Here is a 21,168-nt window from a genome sequence, read left to right on the forward strand (position 1 = left end):
ATTACGGAACAACAATCAGCGGGCCGCTGGCCGCCCCCGTTGCCCGCCACTGCGGAACGTACATAGACTCCACCATCGGGACAGGCACCTGATAGGTTCCCGGCGTCACGGCACGCGCCAGATAGACCAGCGTGACCGGCTGGCCTTCATTTACCGGCACGGCAGCCACAAAGCGGTCGTCGCGGAACTCCATGTGCTGAATGTCCGCCTGCTGCATCTGGCTGAGCAGGTTCTGGACCTCACTGCCGCTGTCCTGCAGGCTGGCGCTGCTGCTCGCCAGGTTCTGGTTTTCCAGCTCCAGACCCGCAGGGAGCAGATCCACCACCAGCGCATCCGGCACGTTCTGGCTGGCTTTAACTTCCAGCCACACCAGCACCAGCTCACCGCTCTTCAGCGAAGAGAGCGATTTACTGCTGCCGTCGGTTGCCAGGATGTGACGTTCAACCTGCAGCACGTTCGAACTCGGCTGAGGGGCATATTCCGGATAGCCGGTGCTGTCCAGACGAACCCACAGCGGTGTTGTCCCGGTATTGGTAACCTGCAGCGCGCCAAGCTGCTCGCCGCTCACGTTTTGTACCAGTGACTTATCGCCGCCTGATGCGGTCTCAGATAGAGAAGTTTTCGCCTGCCACGTACCAGACAGGGTTTGCAGCGAGCGTCCGGCCAGGAACAGCGCGTTGCTCTCCTGCGTTGACAGCCAGCGCTGGCTGAAAGCCTCTTCAGACAGAGCATTCAGCAGCGTATTTTGCGCATCCGGCAGCAGCTTGTACTCCTCCAGAAGGGAAAGCATCAGCGCGTTATCGCGAAGCGTGCTGCCGTAATCGGCCATCCAGGTTTTGCTGTCGTTACGCGGCGTTTTGAGCGCCAGATCCAGCGCCTGCTGGCTGCGCGGCGCATCGCCCATCAATTTGAGCGCCATGCCCAGCTGCATCAGCGGCAGCCCGGAAGCCGCCTGGGCGTGGCGATCCCAGATTTCACGCAGCGCGCCCAGCGGCGCTTTTTGCTGACGCGCCAGCACCAGCGCGGCATAAGCCTGCACGGCGAACTTGCTGGCCTGAGCATCGTCGCTGTAGCGAATGGACATCATGCCCGGGTCCTGCAGGTAGCGCAGCAGGCGGCTATTGGCGTTATTCACTGCATCGGCAGGTACGCTGTAACCCTGTTCGCCCGCGCGCACCAGGAAGTCGGTCACGTAGGCCGTCAGCCAGTACTCTTCCGGACCGTTTTTATCCCACAGCGCGAACCCGCCGTCTTCACGCTGCATCTGCAGCAGGCGAGAGATGCCAATATCAATCGCTGCACGGCGTTTGTCATCGGTGTCGCCCTTGATGCCAAGTGCAGTAAGCTGCGCCGCGTTGGTATAGAGCGACGGGAACAGGCCACTGGTGGTCTGCTCCAGGCAGCCATACGGATACGCCTGCAGTTCGCGAATATAGCGCGCCAGATTAAGCGGTGGTTTGCCGCTGAGCAGCAGTTGCCCCTGCAGGGTAGCAGGAGAGAAACCGTTGCTGTGCTGCACGGGCGCGGTCCAGGACTCGCCGGGGTTAAGCATGGCACCGGTATTGACCGTCTGCGCCGGGAACGCCGGACGCACGCCGATTTTCCAGCTCTTCTGCTGCGGCGCAAAGGTCTCGCCCGGAAGCTGCAGGCCCATAACCTGCGCGGTCACCTCACCGTCGCCATAACCCTCCAGCGCACGCACCGGAATAAACAGGGTGCTGCGCGCGCCAGGAGACAACTGAACCGGCTGCGGCTGCCCGCCTTCCAGCGACAGTTTGCCTGTCGCGGTCAGGGCGATGTTCAACGTTTGCGGCTTGTCCGTCAGGTTGGTGAGATCCAGCGTCAGCCGTGAGGTGTCCCCGCTTGCCAGGAAGCGCGGCGTATTAAGCTCGGCAATAACCGGCGCGGCCACCACAATCTTGCTTTCGCTGCTGCCGAAATCGTCTTCCGTCCAGGCCTGCGCCATCAGACGCAGCTCGCCGTTGAAATCACCAATCGGCAGCGTAATCGTGCCTTCTCCGTTGGCATCCAGAATAACCGGCTGTGCCTGCTGGGCAATAATAGTGACGTGGTTCACCGGCGGCTTACCGCCGCGCTTCAGCTCATCACCGTCACCACCAAAGCGCAGCGCGGCCAGACGCCCCTGCCCTTCAATGACCTGGCCGTAGATATCGTAGATATCCGCGCCATAGCGCTTCTGGCCGAAGAAAGCCTGCCACGGATCGGGCGTAACGTAATCGGTAATGTTCAGCACGCCGCTGTCCACCGCCGAGACCAGCACGTTCACTTTCTGCGGAACCGCACCCTCTTTCACGCTGGCTTTCACCTTCACAGAGAGCGTCTGGTTTGGACGCATTTTCTGCGGGTTATCGAGAGCAATGTTCAGACGGCGATTTTCATCGCCCATTGGCAAATGCAGCAGGCCGACCGCGCGTTTCGGCGTGGCGGATTTGGATTTATCCCCAGGACGTACCACCAGCGTACTCAGGTAGAGATCGTGACGTTTCCAGGCTTTGTCGACCGGGATAGCGAGATCAAGTCCGTTTGCCGGTACGTCGATCTCCTTCCACCACAGCGGCCCTTCGCTGGACTCGATCATCGCATAGCCCTTGCCTGCTGCCGGCGCTGCAATGTGCAGATTAATGGTATCGCCTGGCTGATAGGCTGGCTTATCCAGTTTCAGCGTCACGCGGTCGGGACGTGCAGCCCCGGTGCCGTCGCTGTTATCCTGCCAGCTGTAGCCTGCCCAGAAGCGCACGCTGCTGACCATCTCATCAGGCGCTTTCACCTCCAGACGGTATGAGCCCCACTCCACCGGGAAGGTGACTTTACCCGTCTCGTCGGCCTTGAGAGTCAGCTCCTGCTCGCCTTCGACCAGGTCTTTCTGATCGAACTGAGACTGCCAGCCTTCGCTCTCTGACCAGTTCCAGAAGTAGTCCCGACGCTCGCGGATCAGGCGAACCTGTAACCCGGAAACGGCCTTTTTCGCTCCGCTGGCATCGGCATACACGATGTCGAAGCTGGCGTTACCGTTCTCGTCAACAATCGGTTGGTTGACGGTGGTATCGGTGCGGTAGTCGTAAACCGCCTTGCTGGCGAACTGAGGACGGATACCCGGCAATTCCGCTGCGGGCCAGATAGCCTGCTCAGCACGACGCGTCACCGGACGACCGCCCGACTCCAGCAGGCTGGCCTGCAGGATCAGCTGTAGCGGAGAGTGCACCTCTTTCCACTGGCTTTCGGTGGAAACCTGCCCACGCCCCAGCTCATCAAGCGTAAGCTGAACTTCATCCAGACTGCGGCTCAGGTTCTCTTCGGCGATATCGCCAAACTGGAAGCCCGGCAGCGCTGCTACCGCGTCACGCATCGGACGCAGGAAAAGCTGGCCCTGCAGAGAATTACCGTTGGCCGGTGCGCCATACAGGTAATAGCCCACCACGTTAAAGTCCACGTTATCCTGCGGTGAAACCGGCGTTTTTTGTCCGCTCAGGTTGAGCGCCATGCGCTCTGGCATGAAGTCTTCGACGTGGAAGTCCCACAGACGCTGCAGGTTATCGCCCGTGTTGGCGCGGATATGCCACATACCGGTCTGCGCCCCGCTGTCCAGCGGATAGTTAAAGCGATAGAGACCGTTCTCTGGCTTGACGACAATCGTACGTGCGATCTGTCCATCCGGACGCAGCACGTCAAGCTTCACGGGCTGATCCGGAAGCGGCTTACCGTCACTGTCGCGCAGCAGGCCGTTGAGGATCACCGTTTCACCCGGGCGGTAGAGATCGCGTGGACCAAACATGAAGAATTGCTTGCTGTAGCCCGGACTCCCTGCGATATCAAACTCCGCCAGATCCAGCGCCGGAAGCTTGAGGTCAAGCAGCGTGGTCTGGCCGTCTTTGCTCGCCAGAATCAGCGCGGCCTCTTTGTCAGTTTCGAGCTTCGCATGACCGTCGGCATCGCTCTTCGCTTCGGCGAGGGTCTGGCCTTTGTCGTTGAGCAGCGTGACGGTCACGCCGGACTGCGCCGCACCGTTTTCCAGGCTCTGGGTAAAGATGTCCAGGCGGTTATGGTAACGGTGAGCGGACAGGCCAATATCGCTTAGGGTAAAGAGCGTTGCGGCGTTGCTGTAGTTGTAATGCCCGGCCTGGTTCATGACCGCGATATAAACGCCAGACTGCTGGAGCGGTTTAATATCCTTCAGGGGCAACAGTAATTTTTCGCGTGTATTGCGCGCCGGATTAAGATCGAATCGACCGGTGTAAACCAGCTCCGCCATCTTCAGCAGGTTATCGGACTCCCAGTTGGTCAGCGAGTTACGGTACTCCCACTGGCTGACAAGAGAGGCCAGCGATTCCGGCTTCACGCGGTAAAAGTTGACATCAACATTGCTGACGTTAAGTGCCATCACCGGCAGACCTTCTACCACCTTGCCCGGCAGCAGCGAGCCGCGGCTGGCAAAGCCAACGGTGGGTTCAATGTCCCGGGTAGTCAGGGCTTTTTCATAATCAATGCCAAACGTAGCCTTGTTCAGCGCCTGCAGGTCACGTTCAACGGTGACGACCAGGTTACGGTTAGGTTCCAGATGGCGCAGGCGAAGCTCTTTCAGGTTAGGCGCAAGTTCCCACGCCCCGTCAACCTTGCCGCTTTTCTTATCCACGACATGCACCGTTTTGGCAAAATCCTGATCGGGATTTAGCGGAACAGAAAAGGTCAGCACCAGCGTGGCGGCACCGTCGAGCTGAACTTCTGAGGTATCCAGCAACGTCAGCGCTTTTCCCTGGCTCTGGGCCGCCAGTTTTGCCAGCTTATCAGCGTCAGGCTTTTCCGCTGCTTTCGGTGTGGATGGAGCAGATGCCGCGGGAGCCGCAGCCTGAGATTTATCGTCGCTGTTATCACAGCCGACAAGCGTAAACGTGGTAAGCAGCGCAAGAGAGAGCGCGGCTAAGCGAAACGGTTTCATCCTTTATCCCTGGCCCATGGAGCCTGTTGGTCGTCGTCCGGATAAGTATTATCCGCAAGTTTCATTAATTCAAAAAGGCCAATTTTAAAATCTGGAAAGCGCCTCGCAGAACGGCATCACGCCGCCAGGCCGTGATGTAACCGCGATCACAGCCTATAACGTCACATGTTACCTTTCACGTCATTTGTTTTTAAAACAAGAAGATAGCTGGATAAGCTCGCCTGAAGGCTGCTAGTTTTATGACCATGACGCACCTCGAGTGCGCGGTTCAAGAAGAGAGAAAGCCATGAAACGAGCCGTGAACGCCCTACAAAATTTCGGAAAATCATTGTACGGACCGGTACTTATTTTACCGATCGTCGGTCTGTTTATCGCCTTTGGTAACGTACTGGGTAACGGTAATCTCGCTGAATACCTGCCGTTTCTGGGCCATCCGCTAATTCAGCATATTGGTCAGCTTATCGCGAAATCTGCCGTGTCGGTGCTGGTCAACCTGGCGCTGGTGTTTGCCGTCGGGATCCCGATTGGTCTGGCGACGCGTGATAAAGGCTATGCCGCGCTGATTGGTCTGGTGACCTTTGTCGTGTTCATCAACGCCATGAACGTTACGCTACAGCTGCAGGGCGCACTGGCGCCAGCTTCTCAGATGAAAGCGGCCGGGCAAACCATGGTACTGGGCGTTCAGGTGCTGGAGATGGGCGTCTTTGCCGGGATCCTGACCGGGGCGCTCTCCGGATATCTGTACAACAAATACTCCGGCGTACAGTTTAACGGCGCGATGGCGATTTACTCCGGCCACTGCTTTGTCGCCATCGTCATGCTCCCCGTCTCCATGCTGCTCGGCGTAATGATGAGTGAACTGTGGCCGTTTGCCCAGCACGGCATTAGCGCTCTGGCGCTGGCTATTAAAGGCTCCGGGCCGATTGGCGTGGCAATCTACGGTTTCCTGGAACGTATTCTGGTCCCCACCGGCCTGCACCATCTGGTTTATACGCCGTTCCTCTATACCGAGCTGGGCGGCACGCAGGAGGTGTGCGGCGCAACCTATCAGGGCGCGCGCAATATCTACTTCGCCGAGATGGCCTGCCCGGATGTGAAGCAGCTCAGCAGCACCGTGGTGTGGGACGCGCGCGGCATCAGCAAGATGTTCGGCCTGCCTGCCGCCGCGCTGGCGATGTATATGACCGCCAGGCCGGAGCGTAAAGCCATTGCGAAAGCCATTCTGATCCCGGCGGCGCTGACCTCGCTGCTGGTCGGCGTGACCGAACCCATTGAGTTCTCCTTCCTGTTCGTCGCCCCGCTGCTGTTCGTGGTGCACGCGGTGCTGACCGGTATCGGCATGATGCTGTTCTCTCTGCTTGGCGTTCACGCCATCGGCGCCAACGGGGTTATCGACTTCATCCTCTACAACCTGCCGCTCGGCACGGAGAAGTCCAACTGGCCGATGTACATCGTGGTCGGGCTGATCATGTTTGCCCTCTACTTCGTGGTGTTCCGCTTCCTGATCCTGCGCTTCAACATGAAAACGCCGGGCCGTGAGGATGACGATCAGGAGACGCGCCTCTACAGCAAGCAGGAGTACCAGGCGAAGGGCAATAACGACGGGCTGGGCGAATCCATCGTGGCGGGTCTGGGCGGCCGGGAAAACATTGAGGTGGTGGACAACTGCTACACCCGCTTACGCGTCACGGTGAAGGATGTCGCCATTATCGACGAGCCGCGGCTCAAGGCGACCGGCGCGAAAGGGATTATCAAACAAGGTAACAACGTTCAGGTGGTCTACGGGCTGCACGTCAAAAAAATGCGAGAAGCCGTTGAGACGTTTCTCTGAAAGGAGCTAAAGATGTTTACACCCCCATTTATTCTGTCGATTGCCGGCGGCGGCAGCACCTACACGCCGGGCATTGTGAAAAGCCTGATGGTGCGCCTGCAGGATTTCCCGCTGGCCGAAATTCGTCTTTATGACATCGATGAGGCGCGCCAGAACACCATTGCGCCCGTCGTCGAAAAGGTCATTCGTGACCACAGCCAGAGCATCAAATTTACCGTCACCAGTGACCCGGAAGTGGCGTTGAGCGGCGCGCATTTCGTCTTCGCCCAGATGCGCGTCGGCCAGTACAAGATGCGCGAGCAGGACGAGAAGATCCCGCTGCGTCACGGCGTGGTCGGCCAGGAAACCTGCGGACCCGGCGGCCTGGCCTACGGGCTGCGCACGATCCTGCCGATGGTGGAACTTATCGATCTGGTGGATCGCTACGCGCACGAAAAAGCCTGGATCGTGAACTACTCCAACCCGGCGGCGATTGTCGCAGAGGGCGTGCGCCGCCTGCGACCAAATGCGCGGGTGCTGAACATCTGCGATATGCCGGTGGCTGCCATGCGTAATATGGGCGCTATTCTGGGTGTCGATCGCCGCAGGCTGGAGGTGGACTACTTCGGCCTGAACCACTTCGGCTGGTTTACCCGCGTGCTGGTGGACGGCGAAGATAAGCTTCCAGAGCTGCGTAAGCATATCGCGAAGTTTGGCCTGCTGACGGAAGACGCGGCCAAAACCGACCCGCAGCATTCCGATCCGTCGTGGGTAAAAACCTGGCGCAACATTAAGCCGATCATGGATAACTTCCCGGAGTATCTGCCGAACCCCTATCTGCAGTACTACCTGATGCCGAACCAGATCGTGGAACATCAGAACCCGGACTATACCCGCGCCAACGAAGTGATGGACGGGCGCGAGAAAAAGCTGTTCGCCGCCGCCGAAGAATATAAGCGCACCGGGATCCTGCCGGATGCCTTCCACGTGGGCGTCCACGGCGAGTTTATCGTCGATGTCGCCTGCTCTCTGGCCTTTAACCTGCGTAGCCGCCATCTGGTAATGGTGGAAAACCGCGGCGCGATCGCCAACCTGCCTTACGATGCCGTGGTGGAAGTGCCCGCTTATATCACCTCCGAAGGCCCGGAACCGATTCGCGTCGGCCAGGTGCCGCTGTTCCATCAGACCCTTTTGCAACAGCAGCTCGCCTCTGAACAGCTGCTGGTGGAAGCGACCATCGAGGGCAGCTATGAGAAAGCCCTGCAGGCGTTTACCCTCAACCGCACCGTGCCGACCATGGAGCATGCGAAAGCGATTCTGGATGAGATGATCGAGGCCAACCGCGACTACTGGCCAGCGCTGCAAAAAGCCTGGCAGGACGGCGAAACGGTGAAAAAATAGGGGCTTGCTCGCGAGTTGAACGTGGTTTGCTTGTCGGTGTCAGAAAAAACACCGACAATCCTTTTTTACGGAAAAGAATGGAGGCAACCCATGTCCACCTCATATTTTGTCGCCGCCGACTGGCTGATTGAGCACGGTGACGATCCGGAAGTCCAGATTATTGACGCGCGTATGGCCCCACCGGGGCAAGAGCATCGCGACGTGCCCGGTGAATACCGTGCCGGACATCTGCCTGGCGCGGTATTTTTTGATATCGAAGCCCTCTCCGATCACAACTCTCCCCTGCCGCACATGCTGCCGCGCCCTGAAGCGTTTTCCGTGGCGATGCGCGAGCTGGGCGTCAGCAAAGATAAACACCTCGTTGTCTATGACGAAGGTAATCTCTTCTCCGCGCCGCGCGCGTGGTGGATGCTGAAGAACTTCGGCGTGGAAAAAGTCTCGATTCTGGCGGGCGGGCTTGCGGGCTGGAAGCGCGACGAGCTGCCCTTTCAGCAGGGCGACGTGACGCTGCCGGAAGGCGAATTCGATGCCACGTTCGACGCACACGTGGTGAAACGCCTGACCGACGTGCTGGTCGTGAGCCATGAAAAAACGGCCCAAATCGTCGATGCGCGTCCTGCTCCGCGCTTCAATGCCGAAGCGGATGAACCGCGTCCGGGGCTGAAGCGCGGACATATTCCGGGCGCACTGAACGTGCCGTGGGGCGATCTGGTGTTTGAGGGCGAGCTGAAAACCACCGACGAGCTGCGCGCCGTTTTTGATCGTGCAGGGGTCGATTTACATCGTCCGATTATTGCCAGCTGCGGCTCCGGCGTAACGGCCTGCGTAGTGATCCTGGCACTCGCCACGCTCGGCGCGAACGACGTCACGCTTTACGACGGCGCCTGGAGCGAATGGGGTGCACGGGACGATCTGCCTGTCGAACCCGCGAAATAATGGATAACCGCCTGGCCACGCTGTTAACGCGCGGGGCATCGCTGACCCGCGCGGAGTATCGCGTCCTTGCCCACCTCACGGAGCACCCGCTGCTGGTGGGCAACATCACGGTGCGAGAGCTGGCGCAGGCGACGTTTGTTTCGACCGCCACTATCATGCGGCTATGTCAGAAGCTGGGGTTCAGCGGCTTTAGCGAGTTTATCTGGCACTGCAAGCAGCTGCTCTCCGACACGCCGCATATTGCCGCTCAGGGAAAATCGCTTCCTGAACTCCCGGCGCTGTTTAATCAGTTTATCGCCAACTATCAGCACACCTTCCAGTGGGTCACGCAGGAGAAGCGCCAGCAGTTTGCCGGGCTGCTGCGCCAGAAAGAGAGCTTCTTTCTCTACGGCGCCGGGTTTTCCTATCTGTTTGCGGAGTATCTGACCAAGAAGCTGCAGGTGCTGGGCAAAACGGCGTTTATCTCCGGACCGGGCGACAGCCGGAACATTTTTCTCAGCAATGCCGCCCGCTATCAGGTGTTCATTGCCGTCTCGCGCAGCGGCGAAACGGAACAGGTGCTGGATAAAGCGCGGATAGCCAAAAACGTCGGCATGACGATCGTCGCGTTTACCCGTGCCTCGGCCAACACGCTGGCTGAGATGGCCGACGTGCACTTTGCCCTCTATGACGAAGCGGTACACTTCGCCGCCGAAGCCGCGGGGGTAACCTCGTTTGAGTCGAATCTGGTGCTGCTGATGGATTTACTGCTGCTGGAAGCAACGGGGTGAAACTCACCCCGCCGTAATCAGATGATGCGGTTGGTTTTGAGATCGCGCAGGAAGCCGCCCCAGCGGCGCTCGTAGAACGGCGTGATGTGCTCGGTGATAAAGTGGCTGATGCCCTTCTCACCGTTCTTCACCTGGCAGATATCGATCGGCTCATCGCCCGGCAGCGTGTCGGTCGCCACGCTTCCCGCCGCCTGAATGATGTCGTCGATATCACCGTCGGCTTCAATACCAATCAGCAGAACCGGATGTTCGTCCGCGCGCTCTTTAATAGAGCAGAGAAACGCGCGCCTGACTGGCTTGAGCGTTTTGAACAGCGTGGTCAGGGAGTCAATCATCTGCGCGGGCGGCTCGGCCACTTCAGACAGTAGCAGCGTTTCGCCCCCTTCCAGCACTTCCTGGGTGCTGAGCGGGTTGCCCTCTTCACCTATCAGATGGCTGATTTCACGCGGGGTAAACTCTTTTCCTGTCGGCAGCTTCGCGTTAAGGAACAGCGTCTGGCCCAGCGTCATTTCGAACAGGGTACGCACCGGCATCACCACGAACGCCTGTTCGTCTTCAACCGCTTCCTGCAGGGCTTCCAGCGAGGTGAAGAACGGGATCACCGACGTGCCGTCGTCTTTCTCCCAGTGCAGCAGATCCAGCGCGCTGTCTTCTACGACCTGCTCCCCTTCCGCCGCGGTGCCCGGCACCCAGACGGTGGATTCCAGCAGCGTGCGGAAAAATGCCGGGCGGTGGGCGGGCTCGGTCGCCGCCTGCTCCAGCAGGGTTTCTAATTCGTTTTTGGTATCGGACATAACAATTCCAGATGATGCATTTCCCCCTCACCCCGACCCTCTCCCCGTGGGAGAGGGTTACGGTAAGGGTAATGAGATTACTCAGCCGTCAGCAGGTTCGCTACGGTACGCACGCCCAGACCGGTCGCGCCCGCGGACCACTGCTCAACCGCCGCTTTACGGTAGGTTGCGGAACAGTCAATGTGCAGCCAGCCTTCGTGATAATTCTCAACGAAATGGGACAGGAAGCCTGCTGCGGTGCTTGCACCCGCCGGGTACGCCGCGCTTGCGGTGTTGTTCAGCTCGGCAAAGTTGGACGGCAGCTGGCTACGGTGGAACTCGGCCAGCGGCAGACGCCAGAACGGCTCGTTTTCGGCAGCGGCGCTTGCCAGCAGGCGAGCGGCCAGCCTGTCGTCGAAGCTGAACAGCGCGTGGTAGTCGTTGCCCAGCGCCGTTTTCGCCGCGCCGGTCAGGGTCGCCATGTCGATAATCAGCTCTGGCTTCTGGGCAGACGCGTCGATCAGGCCATCGGCCAGTACCAGACGGCCTTCGGCGTCGGTGTTCATCACTTCGACGTTTTTGCCGTTGCGATAGCGAATGATGTCACCCAGCTTGAAGGCGTTACCGCTCACCATGTTATCCGCGCAGCAGAGATACAGCTTCACGCGCTTGTTCAGACCGCGGGTGATGGCGAACGCCAGCGCACCGGTAATGGTTGCCGCGCCGCCCATGTCGGACTTCATGGAGTCCATGAACGCGCTCTGCTTCAGGCTGTAGCCGCCGGTGTCGAAGGTGATGCCTTTACCCACCAGGCAGGCAAAGACCGGTGCTGCTTTATCGCCGGTTGGGTTGTAATCCAGCGCCAGCAATACAGGAGGACGTTCAGAACCACGGCCTACGGTATGGATGCCCATGTAGTTCTGCTCGCGCAGGTCTTCACCTTTGGTGATGCGGTAGGACATCTTGTCGCCCGCCACGCCGCACAGCAGGTCAACCGCGCGCTGCGCCAGTTGCTCCGGACCAAGCTCTTCCGCCGGGGCGTTGATGGTATCGCGCACCCAGTCGATGATTTGCAGGCGGCTTTCCAGCTCTTTTTGACCGGCAGCGTCAAGGTTCGCCCACTCAATTTTACGGGTGCCTTTCGGCCCTTTGTAACCCGCCCAGAATGCCCAGCTGAGGTCGGTATCCCAGCCTTCACCTTCCAGGGAGACATGCTTAATGCCCAGGCCGTCAATTTTACGCGCGGCGCGCTGGATCAGGCCCAAATCATCGTTGCCCGTCAGGTGCAGGGTAATACCGTCGTTGTTGATGCTGTACGTGGCTTTCTCGCCCCAGCGCGCATCGGCTGGCTGCGTAGAGAGCGTAATCTTCATCGCTTCGGTCATTTTATTTATCCTTATTAGCAAACGGGCCGCCAGAAGGCAGCCCGTTAAGTGATTTACTCTGCTTCATCTAACCAGACTAACAGAATCGCCTCCAGAATTTTTTCATTGGATGCGTTTGGATCGTCATCGAAATCCTCTAAATCGCAGATCCACTGATGCATGTCGGTGAATCGTACGGTCTTAGGATCGAGATCCGGGTTCGCGTCGTAGAGCGCTTCGCCAATTTCACGGCTGTCTGTCCACTTCAGTCCCATATCAATGCTCGCGTGCGTGGTTGATGGTGTAGCGGGGGAATTCCACGACCAGATCTTCATCGGTCACCGCGGCCTGGCAGCTCAGGCGGCTGTCTGGCTCCAGACCCCATGCTTTATCCAGCATGTCGTCTTCGTCTTCGGTGCTCTCGGCGAGAGAGTCAAAACCTTCACGCACGATGCAGTGGCAGGTGGTGCAGGCACAGGATTTTTCACAGGCGTGTTCCACTTCGATACCTGCACGCAGGGCAACATCGAGAATGGTTTCACCGGTCTTCGCTTCCAGAACAGCGCCATCCGGACAGAGGTCCGCATGAGGCAAAATTACAATCTTTGGCATATTAAACCTCGTCCACGGACTGGCCTTTCAGCGCGACGCGGACAGATTTGTCCATGCGGCGAGCAGCAAAGTCCTGGGTTTGTTTATCAACGTTTTTAATGGCTTCTTCTATTGCGTCAGCGTCATCGCCTACTGCCACAGCGCTTAAGTGCGCGGCAGCATCGTCAATCACCTGGCGCTCAGCGGCGCTTAACAGCGCGGCATCGGCAGCAAGCGCGCCGTTCAGGCTTTCCAGCACGCGGGCGGCTTCAACTTTCTGTTCAGCCAGCATACGCGCCTTCACATCCTGCTCGGCGTAGCTCATTGAGTCCTGAATCATGGAGGCGATTTCGCCATCGGTCAGGCCGTAGGACGGCTTCACCTGAATAGACGATTCCACGCCGGTGGATTTTTCCATCGCCGTGACGCTCAGCAGGCCGTCCGCATCCACCTGGAAGGTGACGCGAATATGCGCCCCGCCCGCAGGCAGCGCTGGAATTCCGCGCAGCGCAAAGCGCGCCAGCGAGCGGCAGTCCTGCACCAGCTCGCGTTCGCCCTGCATCACGTGAATAGACATCGCGGTCTGGCCGTCTTTGAAGGTGGTGAACTCCTGCGCGCGCGCCACCGGAATGGTGGTGTTACGCGGGATCACTTTCTCCACCAGGCCGCCCATGGTTTCTAAACCCAGCGACAGCGGGATGACGTCCAGCAGCAGCATTTCGCTGTCCGGCTTGTTGCCGACCAGGATATCGGCCTGGATTGCGGCGCCAACGGCAACCACTTTGTCCGGGTCGATGGAGGTCAGCGGCGTGCGGCCAAAGAATTCACCCACGCGCTCGCGCACCAGCGGCACGCGGGTCGAACCGCCCACCATGACCACTTCCAGCACCTCGCTGGCCTCTACGCCCGCATCTTTCAATGCGCGACGGCAGGCCAGAAGCGTGCGCTTCACCAGCGGGGCAATCAGATCGCTGAACTGGTCGCGGGTGATCTCACCCTGCCAGCCCGCAACGTTGACGGTAACCGTCTGCGCGTCGCTCAGGGCGATTTTGGCGTCAATGGCCGCATCCAGCAGCTCACGCTGCACGCGCGCGTCGCTGCGATCGCTGATGCCCGCCTGCTCGCGGATGTAATCCGCCAGCAGATGGTCGAAGTCATCGCCGCCCAGCGCGGAATCCCCGCCGGTCGCCAGCACTTCAAACACCCCGCGGCTTAAGCGCAGGATCGAGATATCAAAGGTACCGCCGCCGAGATCGTAAACCGCAATGACCCCTTCCTGACCGGAGTCGAGGCCGTAGGCAATCGCCGCCGCCGTAGGTTCGTTCAGCAGGCGTAGCACGTGCAGGCCCGCCAGACGCGCGGCGTCTTTGGTGCCCTGGCGCTGTGCATCATCAAAATAGGCCGGAACGGTGATGACTACGCCGTCCAGATCGCCGCCGAGCGTCGCCGTGGCGCGCGCCGCCAGCGCTTTGAGGATGTCGGAGGAAACGCGAATCGGGTTCAGCAGTCCGGCCGCAGTCGCGATCATCGGCAGGCCGTTTTCACTTGCCTGCAGCTGATACGGCAGATGCGGATAGCGGGTCTGAATATCGGTCAGCGAGCGGCCCATCATGCGCTTCACGGAGCTGATGGTATTGGCCGGATCGCGCGAGGCGTTAGCGCGGGCATCAAACCCGACAGCGTGACCCTGCTGCTGGTAGTGGACTACGGAAGGCAGCAGATGGCGGCCCTGCTCGTCGGCCAGCGTTTCCGCCTGGCCGCTGCGCACGGTCGCCACGAGGGAATTGGTGGTGCCCAGATCGATACCCACCGCCAGACGACGCTGGTGCGGTGCGGCACTTAAGCCAGGCTCACTAATTTGTAATAAGGCCATAATTGCTTCCGAAATTAAAAATCGAGCAGCTTTTCTTCGAGTTGTTCAGCACTGCTTCGCAGTTTATCGAGAAAACGGAGTTTGCGCACAGTGTCTGCCGCCACGTCCCAGGTCTCGTTGTTCAGTTGCTCCACCATCTGCTGATGGCGTGTATCGAACATGCCCTTCACGCGCGTGATAAAGCTTTCCAGACGCGCTTCGTCTTTGGCCTGTTCAATCTCATCCAGCTCTTCACGAAGCTCCAGCTGCTCCATCAGAAACGCGGTGTCGCGCACGGTGTGCTGTTCGCTCGCCAGATCGAAACCGTGGAGCGAGAGCAGATATTCTGCACGCGCCAGCGGGTGACGCAGCGTCTGCCAGGCCTGGTTGATGGTCGCAGAATGCGATACCGCAGCCAGCTGTTCTGCCTGAGTACCACTCGCGAATTTATCCGGATGATACTGACGCTGAAGATCCTGAAAACGGATCGTCAGCACCTGCAGATCGATCGGGTATTGAGCGGGTAGTCCGAAGAGAGTGAAGTAATCCATAACAATCTCAGGGGTAGCCTGTTAGAACAAACCCCACGCGCAGCAGGTAAGCCACGGTGGGGTTTCGGATGACGCGCGGTTAAACGTGGAAGCTTTCGCCGCAACCACACTCGTCTTTGACGTTCGGGTTCGTGAACTTGAACCCTTCGTTCAGGCCTTCTTTAACGAAGTCCAGCTGAGTGCCGTTGAGGAATTGCAGGCTTTTGCCATCGACCACCACCTTCACGCCCTTGTCTTCAAACACGGTGTCGTCAGACGCCGGCTCGTCAACAAACTCCAGTACGTAAGCCATACCAGAACAGCCGGAGGTACGTACGCCCAGTCGCAGGCCAAAGCCTTTACCACGGTTCGCCAGAAAAGAGCTTACTCGCGCGGCAGCGCTGTCGCTAAGGGTAATCGACATACTCAAACCTCAATTATTTTGCTTCACGTTTGCTTTTGTAATCCGCAATGGCGGCTTTGATCGCGTCTTCTGCCAGAATTGAACAGTGAATTTTCACCGGTGGCAGTTCGAGTTCTTCAGCAATATCCGTGTTCTTGATTGCCTGTGCTTCGTCCAGAGACTTGCCCTTCACCCATTCGGTAACCAGGGAGCTGGACGCGATAGCAGAACCGCAGCCGTAGGTCTTGAAGCGCGCGTCTTCAATGATACCTTCATTGTTGACTTTAATCTGCAACTTCATCACGTCGCCACACGCCGGTGCACCGACCATGCCGCTACCGACAGATTCGTCGCTGTTGTCAAAAGAGCCAACGTTGCGCGGGTTCTCGTAATGATCGATGACTTTTTCGCTGTATGCCATGATTGAATTCTCCTTATGTACCGATTAGTGATGTGACCATTCAATGCTGTTCAGATCCACGCCCTGCTTGAACATTTCCCACAGTGGAGAAAGGTCGCGCAGACGGCCAATGGAGTTGCGAACCAGCTTGATGGTGTAGTCAATCTCTTCTTCGGTAGTGAAACGACCTAAAGAGAAACGGATAGAGCTGTGTGCCAGCTCGTCGGTCATACCCAGCGCGCGCAGCACGTAGGATGGCTCCAGGCTAGCAGACGTACAGGCAGAACCGGAAGAAACGGCCAGGTCTTTCAGGGCCATGATCAGCGATTCGCCTTCAACATAGTTGAAGCTAACGTTGAGAATGTTTGGTGCGCCCTGCTCGAGATCGCCGTTCAGATACACTTCTTCCATATCCTTCACGCCGTCCCACAGACGGTTACGCAGCGTACGCAGGCGTGCCATCTCGGTTTCCATCTCTTCTTTTGCAATGCGGTACGCTTCGCCCATGCCCACGATCTGGTGAACAGGCAGCGTACCGGAACGCATGCCGCGCTCGTGACCGCCGCCGTGCATCTGAGCTTCGATACGGATACGTGGCTTACGACGAACGTACAGCGCGCCGATCCCTTTCGGGCCATAGATTTTGTGGCCGGAGAAGGACATCAGGTCCACTTTCAGCTGGCTCAGGTCGATAGGCAGTTTGCCCACGCTCTGGGTCGCGTCCACGTGGTAGATGATACCGCGCGCACGGCACATTTCGCCGATGGTCGCGATGTCCTGAACGACGCCGATTTCGTTGTTAACGTGCATGATGGAAACCAGAATGGTGTCATCGCGCATGGCCGCTTCGAGCTCTTTCAGGGCGATGATCCCGTTACTCTGTGGGGCCAGATAGGTTACTTCGAACCCTTCACGCTCCAGCTGACGACAGGTGTCCAGCACGGCTTTGTGTTCGGTTTTGCTGGTGATAATGTGCTTGCCTTTTTTCTGATAAAAGTTGGCTGCACCTTTGATCGCCAGGTTGTCGGATTCGGTCGCACCGGAGGTGAAAACAATCTCACGCGGATCGGCACCCACCAGGTCAGCAATCTGATTACGGGCGATATCAACCGCCTCTTCAGCATGCCAGCCAAAACGGTGTGAACGGGAAGCTGGGTTACCAAAGTTTCCGTCCAGAGTCAGACACTGCATCATTTTCTCGGCAACACGCGGGTCCACCGGCGTGGTTGCGGAGTAATCGAGATAAATCGGTAATTTCATTGCTCTTTAAACTCCGTACATCGCTTCAATGCAAGGAATCAGGCAACCGGCTGGATGTACGACCGAGTACGCGGGGCGTGACCGCCCCGGCCTGATTCTGAAATCTTTATCGTTTTATTACGCGCGCAGTTTGACGTCGATAGCGTCCTGCGCGCGGGTGCTGCGTTGGGAATCCTGACCGTGCTGACGACCAGAGACATCCAGAACTTCCTGGTTATTGACCAGTTCACCCAGGGTGATGTTGTTCAGGAAGCCGGTGAGACGGTCGCTCAGATCGCGCCACAGCGCATGGGTCAGGCATTTATCGCCGCCCTGGCAGCCGCCTTTACCCTGGCAACGGGTCGCGTCAACGGATTCGTCAACTGCGCTAATCACTTCACCAACTGCAATACTGCCCGCGTCTTTACCCAGCAGATAACCGCCGCCTGGGCCACGAACGCTGGAAACCAGTCCATTTTTACGCAGTCTGGAGAACAGCTGTTCCAGATAAGAGAGGGAGATCCCTTGTCGTTCAGAAATATCAGCCAACGGAACCGGGCCCGCTTCGGAGTTGAGCGCAACGTCCAGCATCGCGGTCACGGCATAACGCCCTTTAGATGTCAGTCTCATGTCTTACTTAACCTCAAACTCGCCCCTGCCCGGGGTTTTTTATAGTAAAATGGGGTATTGCATAGCAGGGCCAAGTCTGACATTCCTGACTAAAATGGTCAACTATTTACTTGACTGTTTTAGTCAGGTATTTAACCTTCTGTGCCTTCATAATACAGGTGCGGCCTGACGCCTTCACCCCAGCCCTCTCCCACGGGGAGAGGGGAAAATCGACACTATCCTTTATTTTTCTGCTCAATCGACGCCAGAATCCCGCGCAGGATGTTCAGCTCCTGGCTTTCCGGTCGCGCGCGGGTAAACATACGGCGCAGCTTGTTCATTACCTGGCCCGGGTGGCCTTCGCGGATAAAGCCGGTTGAGAGCAGCGTCTGCTCCAGGTGACCGTAGAAGCGCTCAAGATCGTCCACCAGCGGGTAGGTCGTTTCTTCTTTTGGTTCGACCGGTTTCTCCTGCGTCGCCAGCCACGCCATACGCACTTCGTAGGCGATAACCTGCACCGCCATCGCCAGATTCAGCGAGCTGTATTCCGGGTTCGCCGCGATGGCTACGTGATAGTGGCACTTCTGCAGCTCGTCGTTGGTGAGGCCAACGCGCTCGCGGCCAAATACCAGCGCAACCGGTGCCTGCTCCGCTTCTGAGACGCTTTTCAGGCCGCATTCGCGCGGGTCCAGCATCGGCCACGGCAGCGTGCGGGAGCGCGCGCTCGTGCCGACAACGAGGCTGCAGCCGGCCAGCGCTTCGTCAAGGGTATCGACGATCTGAGCGTTGCCGATCACGTCGCTGGCACCGGCCGCCAGGGCGATGGCCTGCGAGTCAGGTTTCACCAGCGGGTTAACCAGCCACAGGTTCGTTAAGCCCATGGTTTTCATAGCGCGGGCAACGGAGCCCATGTTGCCGGTGTGCGATGTTTCGACCAGCACGATTCGAATGTTTTGCAGCATAATTTTTAATGTCTGAATTCAGCGTCTGAAGAATATTCCGGCATATTATCATAAACGGGAGACATAATCCGATCCCACTGCTATACTCTGCGCCGATTTTCCTGTTCTTTAACATCCAGTGAGAGAGACCGATGCATCCGATGCTGACCATCGCCGTGCGCGCAGCGCGCAAGGCGGGTAATGTAATTGCCAAACACTACGAAACGCCAGACTCCGTAGAAACCAGCCAGAAAGGCAGCAATGATTTCGTGACTAACGTCGATAAAGCCGCAGAAGCGATTATTATCGAAACGATCCGCAAATCTTACCCGCAGCACACCATCATCACCGAAGAAAGCGGTGAACATGAAGGTACCGATCAGGATGTTCAATGGGTTATCGATCCACTGGATGGCACCACCAACTTCGTCAAACGTCTGCCACACTTCTCTGTGTCTATCGCAGTACGCATTAAAGGCCGTACTGAAGTTGCCGTTGTTTACGATCCAATGCGTAACGAACTGTTCACCGCAACCCGCGGTCAGGGCGCACAGCTGAACGGCTACCGTCTGCGCTGCAGCAACGCGCGCGATCTGGACGGCACCATTCTGGCGACCGGTTTCCCGTTCAAGGCGAAACAGCACGCGACCACCTATATGAATATCCTGGGCAAACTGTTCACCGAATGCGCGGACTTCCGCCGCACCGGTTCTGCCGCGCTGGATCTGGCCTACGTGGCGACAGGCCGCGTTGACGGTTACTTCGAGCTGTCACTGAAGCCATGGGACTTTGCTGCGGGCGAGCTGATCGCACGTGAAGCAGGCGCCATCGTGTGTGATTTCACCGGCGGCCATAACTATATGTCTACCGGCAACATCGTTGCGGGTAACCCACGCGTTGTTAAAGCCATGCTGGCAAACATGCGTGATGAACTGAGCGATGCGCTGAAGCGTTAATCCCCTCAGCCCAGCCCTCTCCCCAAAGGGGAGAGGGTGTTAGATGGCACCGCGCTCATCCACATCATCACCGTAGCCACCAGCAGAATGACCCCACCCGCCAGCGCAAGCGTTGTCCACCCTACCTGTCGCCACAGCACCGGCGTTTTATTGCCGCTGAGTTTGACCGCCAGCTGACGGAAGCTGTGCACCAGCAGCGCTAAAGACGAAATGGTGAGAGACGTTCCTGCCGCCATCGCCAGCGCGGAAAGCATTCCCCAGCCAAACACGCCTATCACCTTGCTGAACAGCAGCACCATGATTGCCCCCGAACACGGGCGCATGCCCATCGAGAGAACAATCATCAGCCGCGCGCGCCAGTCGTCGCCGCTCTGCAATTGTTCCTGCGTGGGCAAATGCTGATGTCCGCAGCCGCAGCGTTCATCATGAACGTGGTGCGGCGTAAAGGTTTTGAATTTCGGCTTTTGCAGCAGCACGCGCAGCTTTTTCAGCGCCCGCCAGCAGAGGATCAGCCCCAGCACGCCAACCAGCGCGTAGCTTCCCTTCTCCAGCCAGAAGCTGCTCATGTGCAGCTGGCGTGCGGGAAGCTGTAACAGCGAAAGCACTATCACGACGAGCGCAATCGCCACGCAGCCCTGAAGCAGCGAGGAGGCCAGCGTCAGGCCGATACTCGATTTCAGCTTCGACGGATGTGTGGCGAGCCAGGTTGTGATGACAATTTTGCCGTGCCCCGGCCCCAGCGCGTGCAGAACGCCATAGATAAAGCTGAACGCCAGCAGGGAACCGCCCGCTTTGGTCGGGTTCTCAGCCACCGCCTTTAGCAGACCGCTCATCTGCTGGTTGACCTCACGCTGCCAGACGATGCTTTTCATCATGACCTGCGGCCAGGCCTGCCATAGCCAGACCGAACCGCAAACGGCGAACAGCAAAAAGAGCGCAAGCGGCCAGAGGTGAAGCCAGCGGCGCGGTTTCCGGACCGGAGAAGAGATCACTGACATTGTAACGTCACCTCCTGCGCGAACTGTTTACCCAACTCCATATCCTCAGGCGGTGCATCTTCCTTGTCGAGAGAGACCGCAAAGTTCAGCGTCTCCTCGCTGGGTTTCGGGGTGTGCACGCCAATTTTGCAGCTTTTTTGCAGGGCGTCCGGCAGCCGTACGTCGCTGTCTTTGTCATAGCGCATGTCGACATAGTAGGTAGGGTCAAAGGTGGAAAAACGGTACGTTTGCCCCGCCAGCGGCTGCGGATGCGCCAGAGGAAGCACGAACGTCAGCACCGCCTGGTGCCCGTCACGCGTCATACCGTATTCCGTGGGTCGGTTCAGAAATTTGACCTTTTGCCCGTTGTGCCAGAACTCCGTGAAGTAGTGCTGGCCGAGCACGTTGGCCATCACTTCCGCCGCCAGCTCTTTCCAGATTTCATCGCCGGGCTTCGCGTTTCCCGCATCGTAGAGCAGATCGGCCGAGGTGATTTCATCCATCGTCCAGCGCATCTTCAGGCCGCTCAGCTGCGTGCCGTCGGTGACCAGCTCGGTTTGAAGGTCAATAAAACTGTGAGGATGTGCGCTGGCGGTGAAGCTGATAACCGCCAAAAATAACGCCATCGCACTTTGTTTAACTGTTTGCATCAATTCCTCACG

At 58.3% G+C, this 21,168-nt stretch carries 19 protein-coding genes; 5 read left to right on the forward strand and 14 right to left on the reverse strand.

The features are described from left to right. Position 1: 1 nt before the first annotated feature. Positions 2–4,954, reverse strand: coding sequence for an alpha-2-macroglobulin (locus KGP24_RS16920; RefSeq protein WP_223561212.1), 4,953 nt, complete (start codon positions 4,952–4,954; stop codon positions 2–4). 286 nt (positions 4,955–5,240) lie between these two features. Between KGP24_RS16920 and KGP24_RS16925 the strand changes: the two genes are divergently transcribed. From KGP24_RS16925 to KGP24_RS16940, 4 genes are all read left to right on the forward strand, one after another. Further along, positions 5,241–6,785 (forward strand): PTS transporter subunit EIIC, encoded by a 1,545-nt coding sequence (locus KGP24_RS16925; protein WP_223561213.1) that lies wholly within the window; start codon positions 5,241–5,243, stop codon positions 6,783–6,785. Positions 6,786–6,797: 12 nt separating this feature from the next. After that, positions 6,798–8,165 carry a 6-phospho-alpha-glucosidase gene (locus tag KGP24_RS16930; RefSeq protein WP_223561214.1) on the forward strand — a complete coding sequence of 456 codons (1,368 nt, stop codon included), beginning with the start codon at positions 6,798–6,800 and terminating at the stop codon, positions 8,163–8,165. A 90-nt stretch (positions 8,166–8,255) separates the two neighbouring features. Beyond that, a complete protein-coding gene (gene sseA / locus KGP24_RS16935; RefSeq protein WP_223561215.1) occupies positions 8,256–9,101 on the forward strand; it encodes a 3-mercaptopyruvate sulfurtransferase in 846 nt (281 codons plus the stop codon). Continuing rightward, complete coding sequence (locus KGP24_RS16940) at positions 9,101–9,871, forward strand: MurR/RpiR family transcriptional regulator (RefSeq protein ID WP_223561216.1); 771 nt, start codon at positions 9,101–9,103, stop codon at positions 9,869–9,871. Before sseA ends, KGP24_RS16940 begins: the two co-directional genes overlap by 1 nt. A 17-nt stretch (positions 9,872–9,888) precedes the next feature. Here KGP24_RS16940 and sseB read toward each other — a convergent pair whose 3' ends face one another. The 11 genes from sseB to trmJ form a co-directional block, all read right to left on the reverse strand. After that, positions 9,889–10,665 carry an enhanced serine sensitivity protein SseB gene (sseB, locus tag KGP24_RS16945; RefSeq protein ID WP_223561217.1) on the reverse strand — a complete coding sequence of 259 codons (777 nt, stop codon included), beginning with the start codon at positions 10,663–10,665 and terminating at the stop codon, positions 9,889–9,891. A 77-nt stretch (positions 10,666–10,742) separates the two neighbouring features. Continuing rightward, positions 10,743–12,029: an aminopeptidase PepB gene (gene pepB / locus KGP24_RS16950; RefSeq protein WP_223561218.1), complete on the reverse strand. Its 1,287-nt coding sequence runs from the start codon at positions 12,027–12,029 to the stop codon at positions 10,743–10,745. A gap of 53 nt (positions 12,030–12,082) precedes the next feature. Beyond that, positions 12,083–12,283: a Fe-S cluster assembly protein IscX gene (iscX, locus tag KGP24_RS16955; protein ID WP_003860650.1), complete on the reverse strand. Its 201-nt coding sequence runs from the start codon at positions 12,281–12,283 to the stop codon at positions 12,083–12,085. Position 12,284: 1 nt separating this feature from the next. Next, positions 12,285–12,620: an ISC system 2Fe-2S type ferredoxin gene (fdx, locus tag KGP24_RS16960; protein ID WP_003860652.1), complete on the reverse strand. Its 336-nt coding sequence runs from the start codon at positions 12,618–12,620 to the stop codon at positions 12,285–12,287. A gap of 1 nt (position 12,621) precedes the next feature. Next, positions 12,622–14,472, reverse strand: coding sequence for a Fe-S protein assembly chaperone HscA (gene hscA, locus KGP24_RS16965; protein WP_223561219.1), 1,851 nt, complete (start codon positions 14,470–14,472; stop codon positions 12,622–12,624). Between the two features lie 14 nt (positions 14,473–14,486). Continuing rightward, positions 14,487–15,002: a co-chaperone HscB gene (gene hscB / locus KGP24_RS16970; protein ID WP_223561220.1), complete on the reverse strand. Its 516-nt coding sequence runs from the start codon at positions 15,000–15,002 to the stop codon at positions 14,487–14,489. A gap of 79 nt (positions 15,003–15,081) precedes the next feature. Further along, positions 15,082–15,405 (reverse strand): iron-sulfur cluster assembly protein IscA, encoded by a 324-nt coding sequence (iscA, locus tag KGP24_RS16975; protein WP_003860659.1) that lies wholly within the window; start codon positions 15,403–15,405, stop codon positions 15,082–15,084. 13 nt (positions 15,406–15,418) lie between these two features. After that, the gene (iscU, locus tag KGP24_RS16980) at positions 15,419–15,805 is read right to left on the reverse strand and encodes a Fe-S cluster assembly scaffold IscU (protein ID WP_003860661.1); all 387 of its coding nucleotides are present in this window, start codon (positions 15,803–15,805) and stop codon (positions 15,419–15,421) included. Between the two features lie 24 nt (positions 15,806–15,829). Next, a complete protein-coding gene (gene iscS / locus KGP24_RS16985) occupies positions 15,830–17,044 on the reverse strand; it encodes a cysteine desulfurase (protein ID WP_223561221.1) in 1,215 nt (404 codons plus the stop codon). Between the two features lie 117 nt (positions 17,045–17,161). Further along, a complete protein-coding gene (gene iscR, locus KGP24_RS16990) occupies positions 17,162–17,653 on the reverse strand; it encodes a Fe-S cluster assembly transcriptional regulator IscR (RefSeq protein ID WP_023308826.1) in 492 nt (163 codons plus the stop codon). Positions 17,654–17,868: 215 nt separating this feature from the next. Further along, positions 17,869–18,594, reverse strand: coding sequence for a tRNA (cytosine(32)/uridine(32)-2'-O)-methyltransferase TrmJ (gene trmJ, locus KGP24_RS16995; protein ID WP_223561222.1), 726 nt, complete (start codon positions 18,592–18,594; stop codon positions 17,869–17,871). A 131-nt stretch (positions 18,595–18,725) separates the two neighbouring features. Between trmJ and suhB the strand changes: the two genes are divergently transcribed. Beyond that, positions 18,726–19,529, forward strand: a complete 804-nt coding sequence (gene suhB, locus KGP24_RS17000; RefSeq protein WP_003860668.1) for an inositol-1-monophosphatase — start codon at positions 18,726–18,728, stop codon at positions 19,527–19,529. Between the two features lie 5 nt (positions 19,530–19,534). Here the strand turns inward: suhB and KGP24_RS17005 are convergent, their stop codons facing one another. Next, positions 19,535–20,527, reverse strand: coding sequence for a nickel/cobalt transporter (locus tag KGP24_RS17005; RefSeq protein WP_223561223.1), 993 nt, complete (start codon positions 20,525–20,527; stop codon positions 19,535–19,537). Then, positions 20,518–21,156, reverse strand: coding sequence for a DUF1007 family protein (locus KGP24_RS17010; protein WP_223561224.1), 639 nt, complete (start codon positions 21,154–21,156; stop codon positions 20,518–20,520). The genes KGP24_RS17005 and KGP24_RS17010 overlap by 10 nt, the downstream gene beginning before the upstream one ends. Positions 21,157–21,168 lie beyond the last annotated feature (12 nt).

Origin of the sequence: Enterobacter sp. JBIWA008 (assembly GCF_019968765.1) — a bacterium.
Classification (GTDB): domain Bacteria; phylum Pseudomonadota; class Gammaproteobacteria; order Enterobacterales; family Enterobacteriaceae; genus Enterobacter.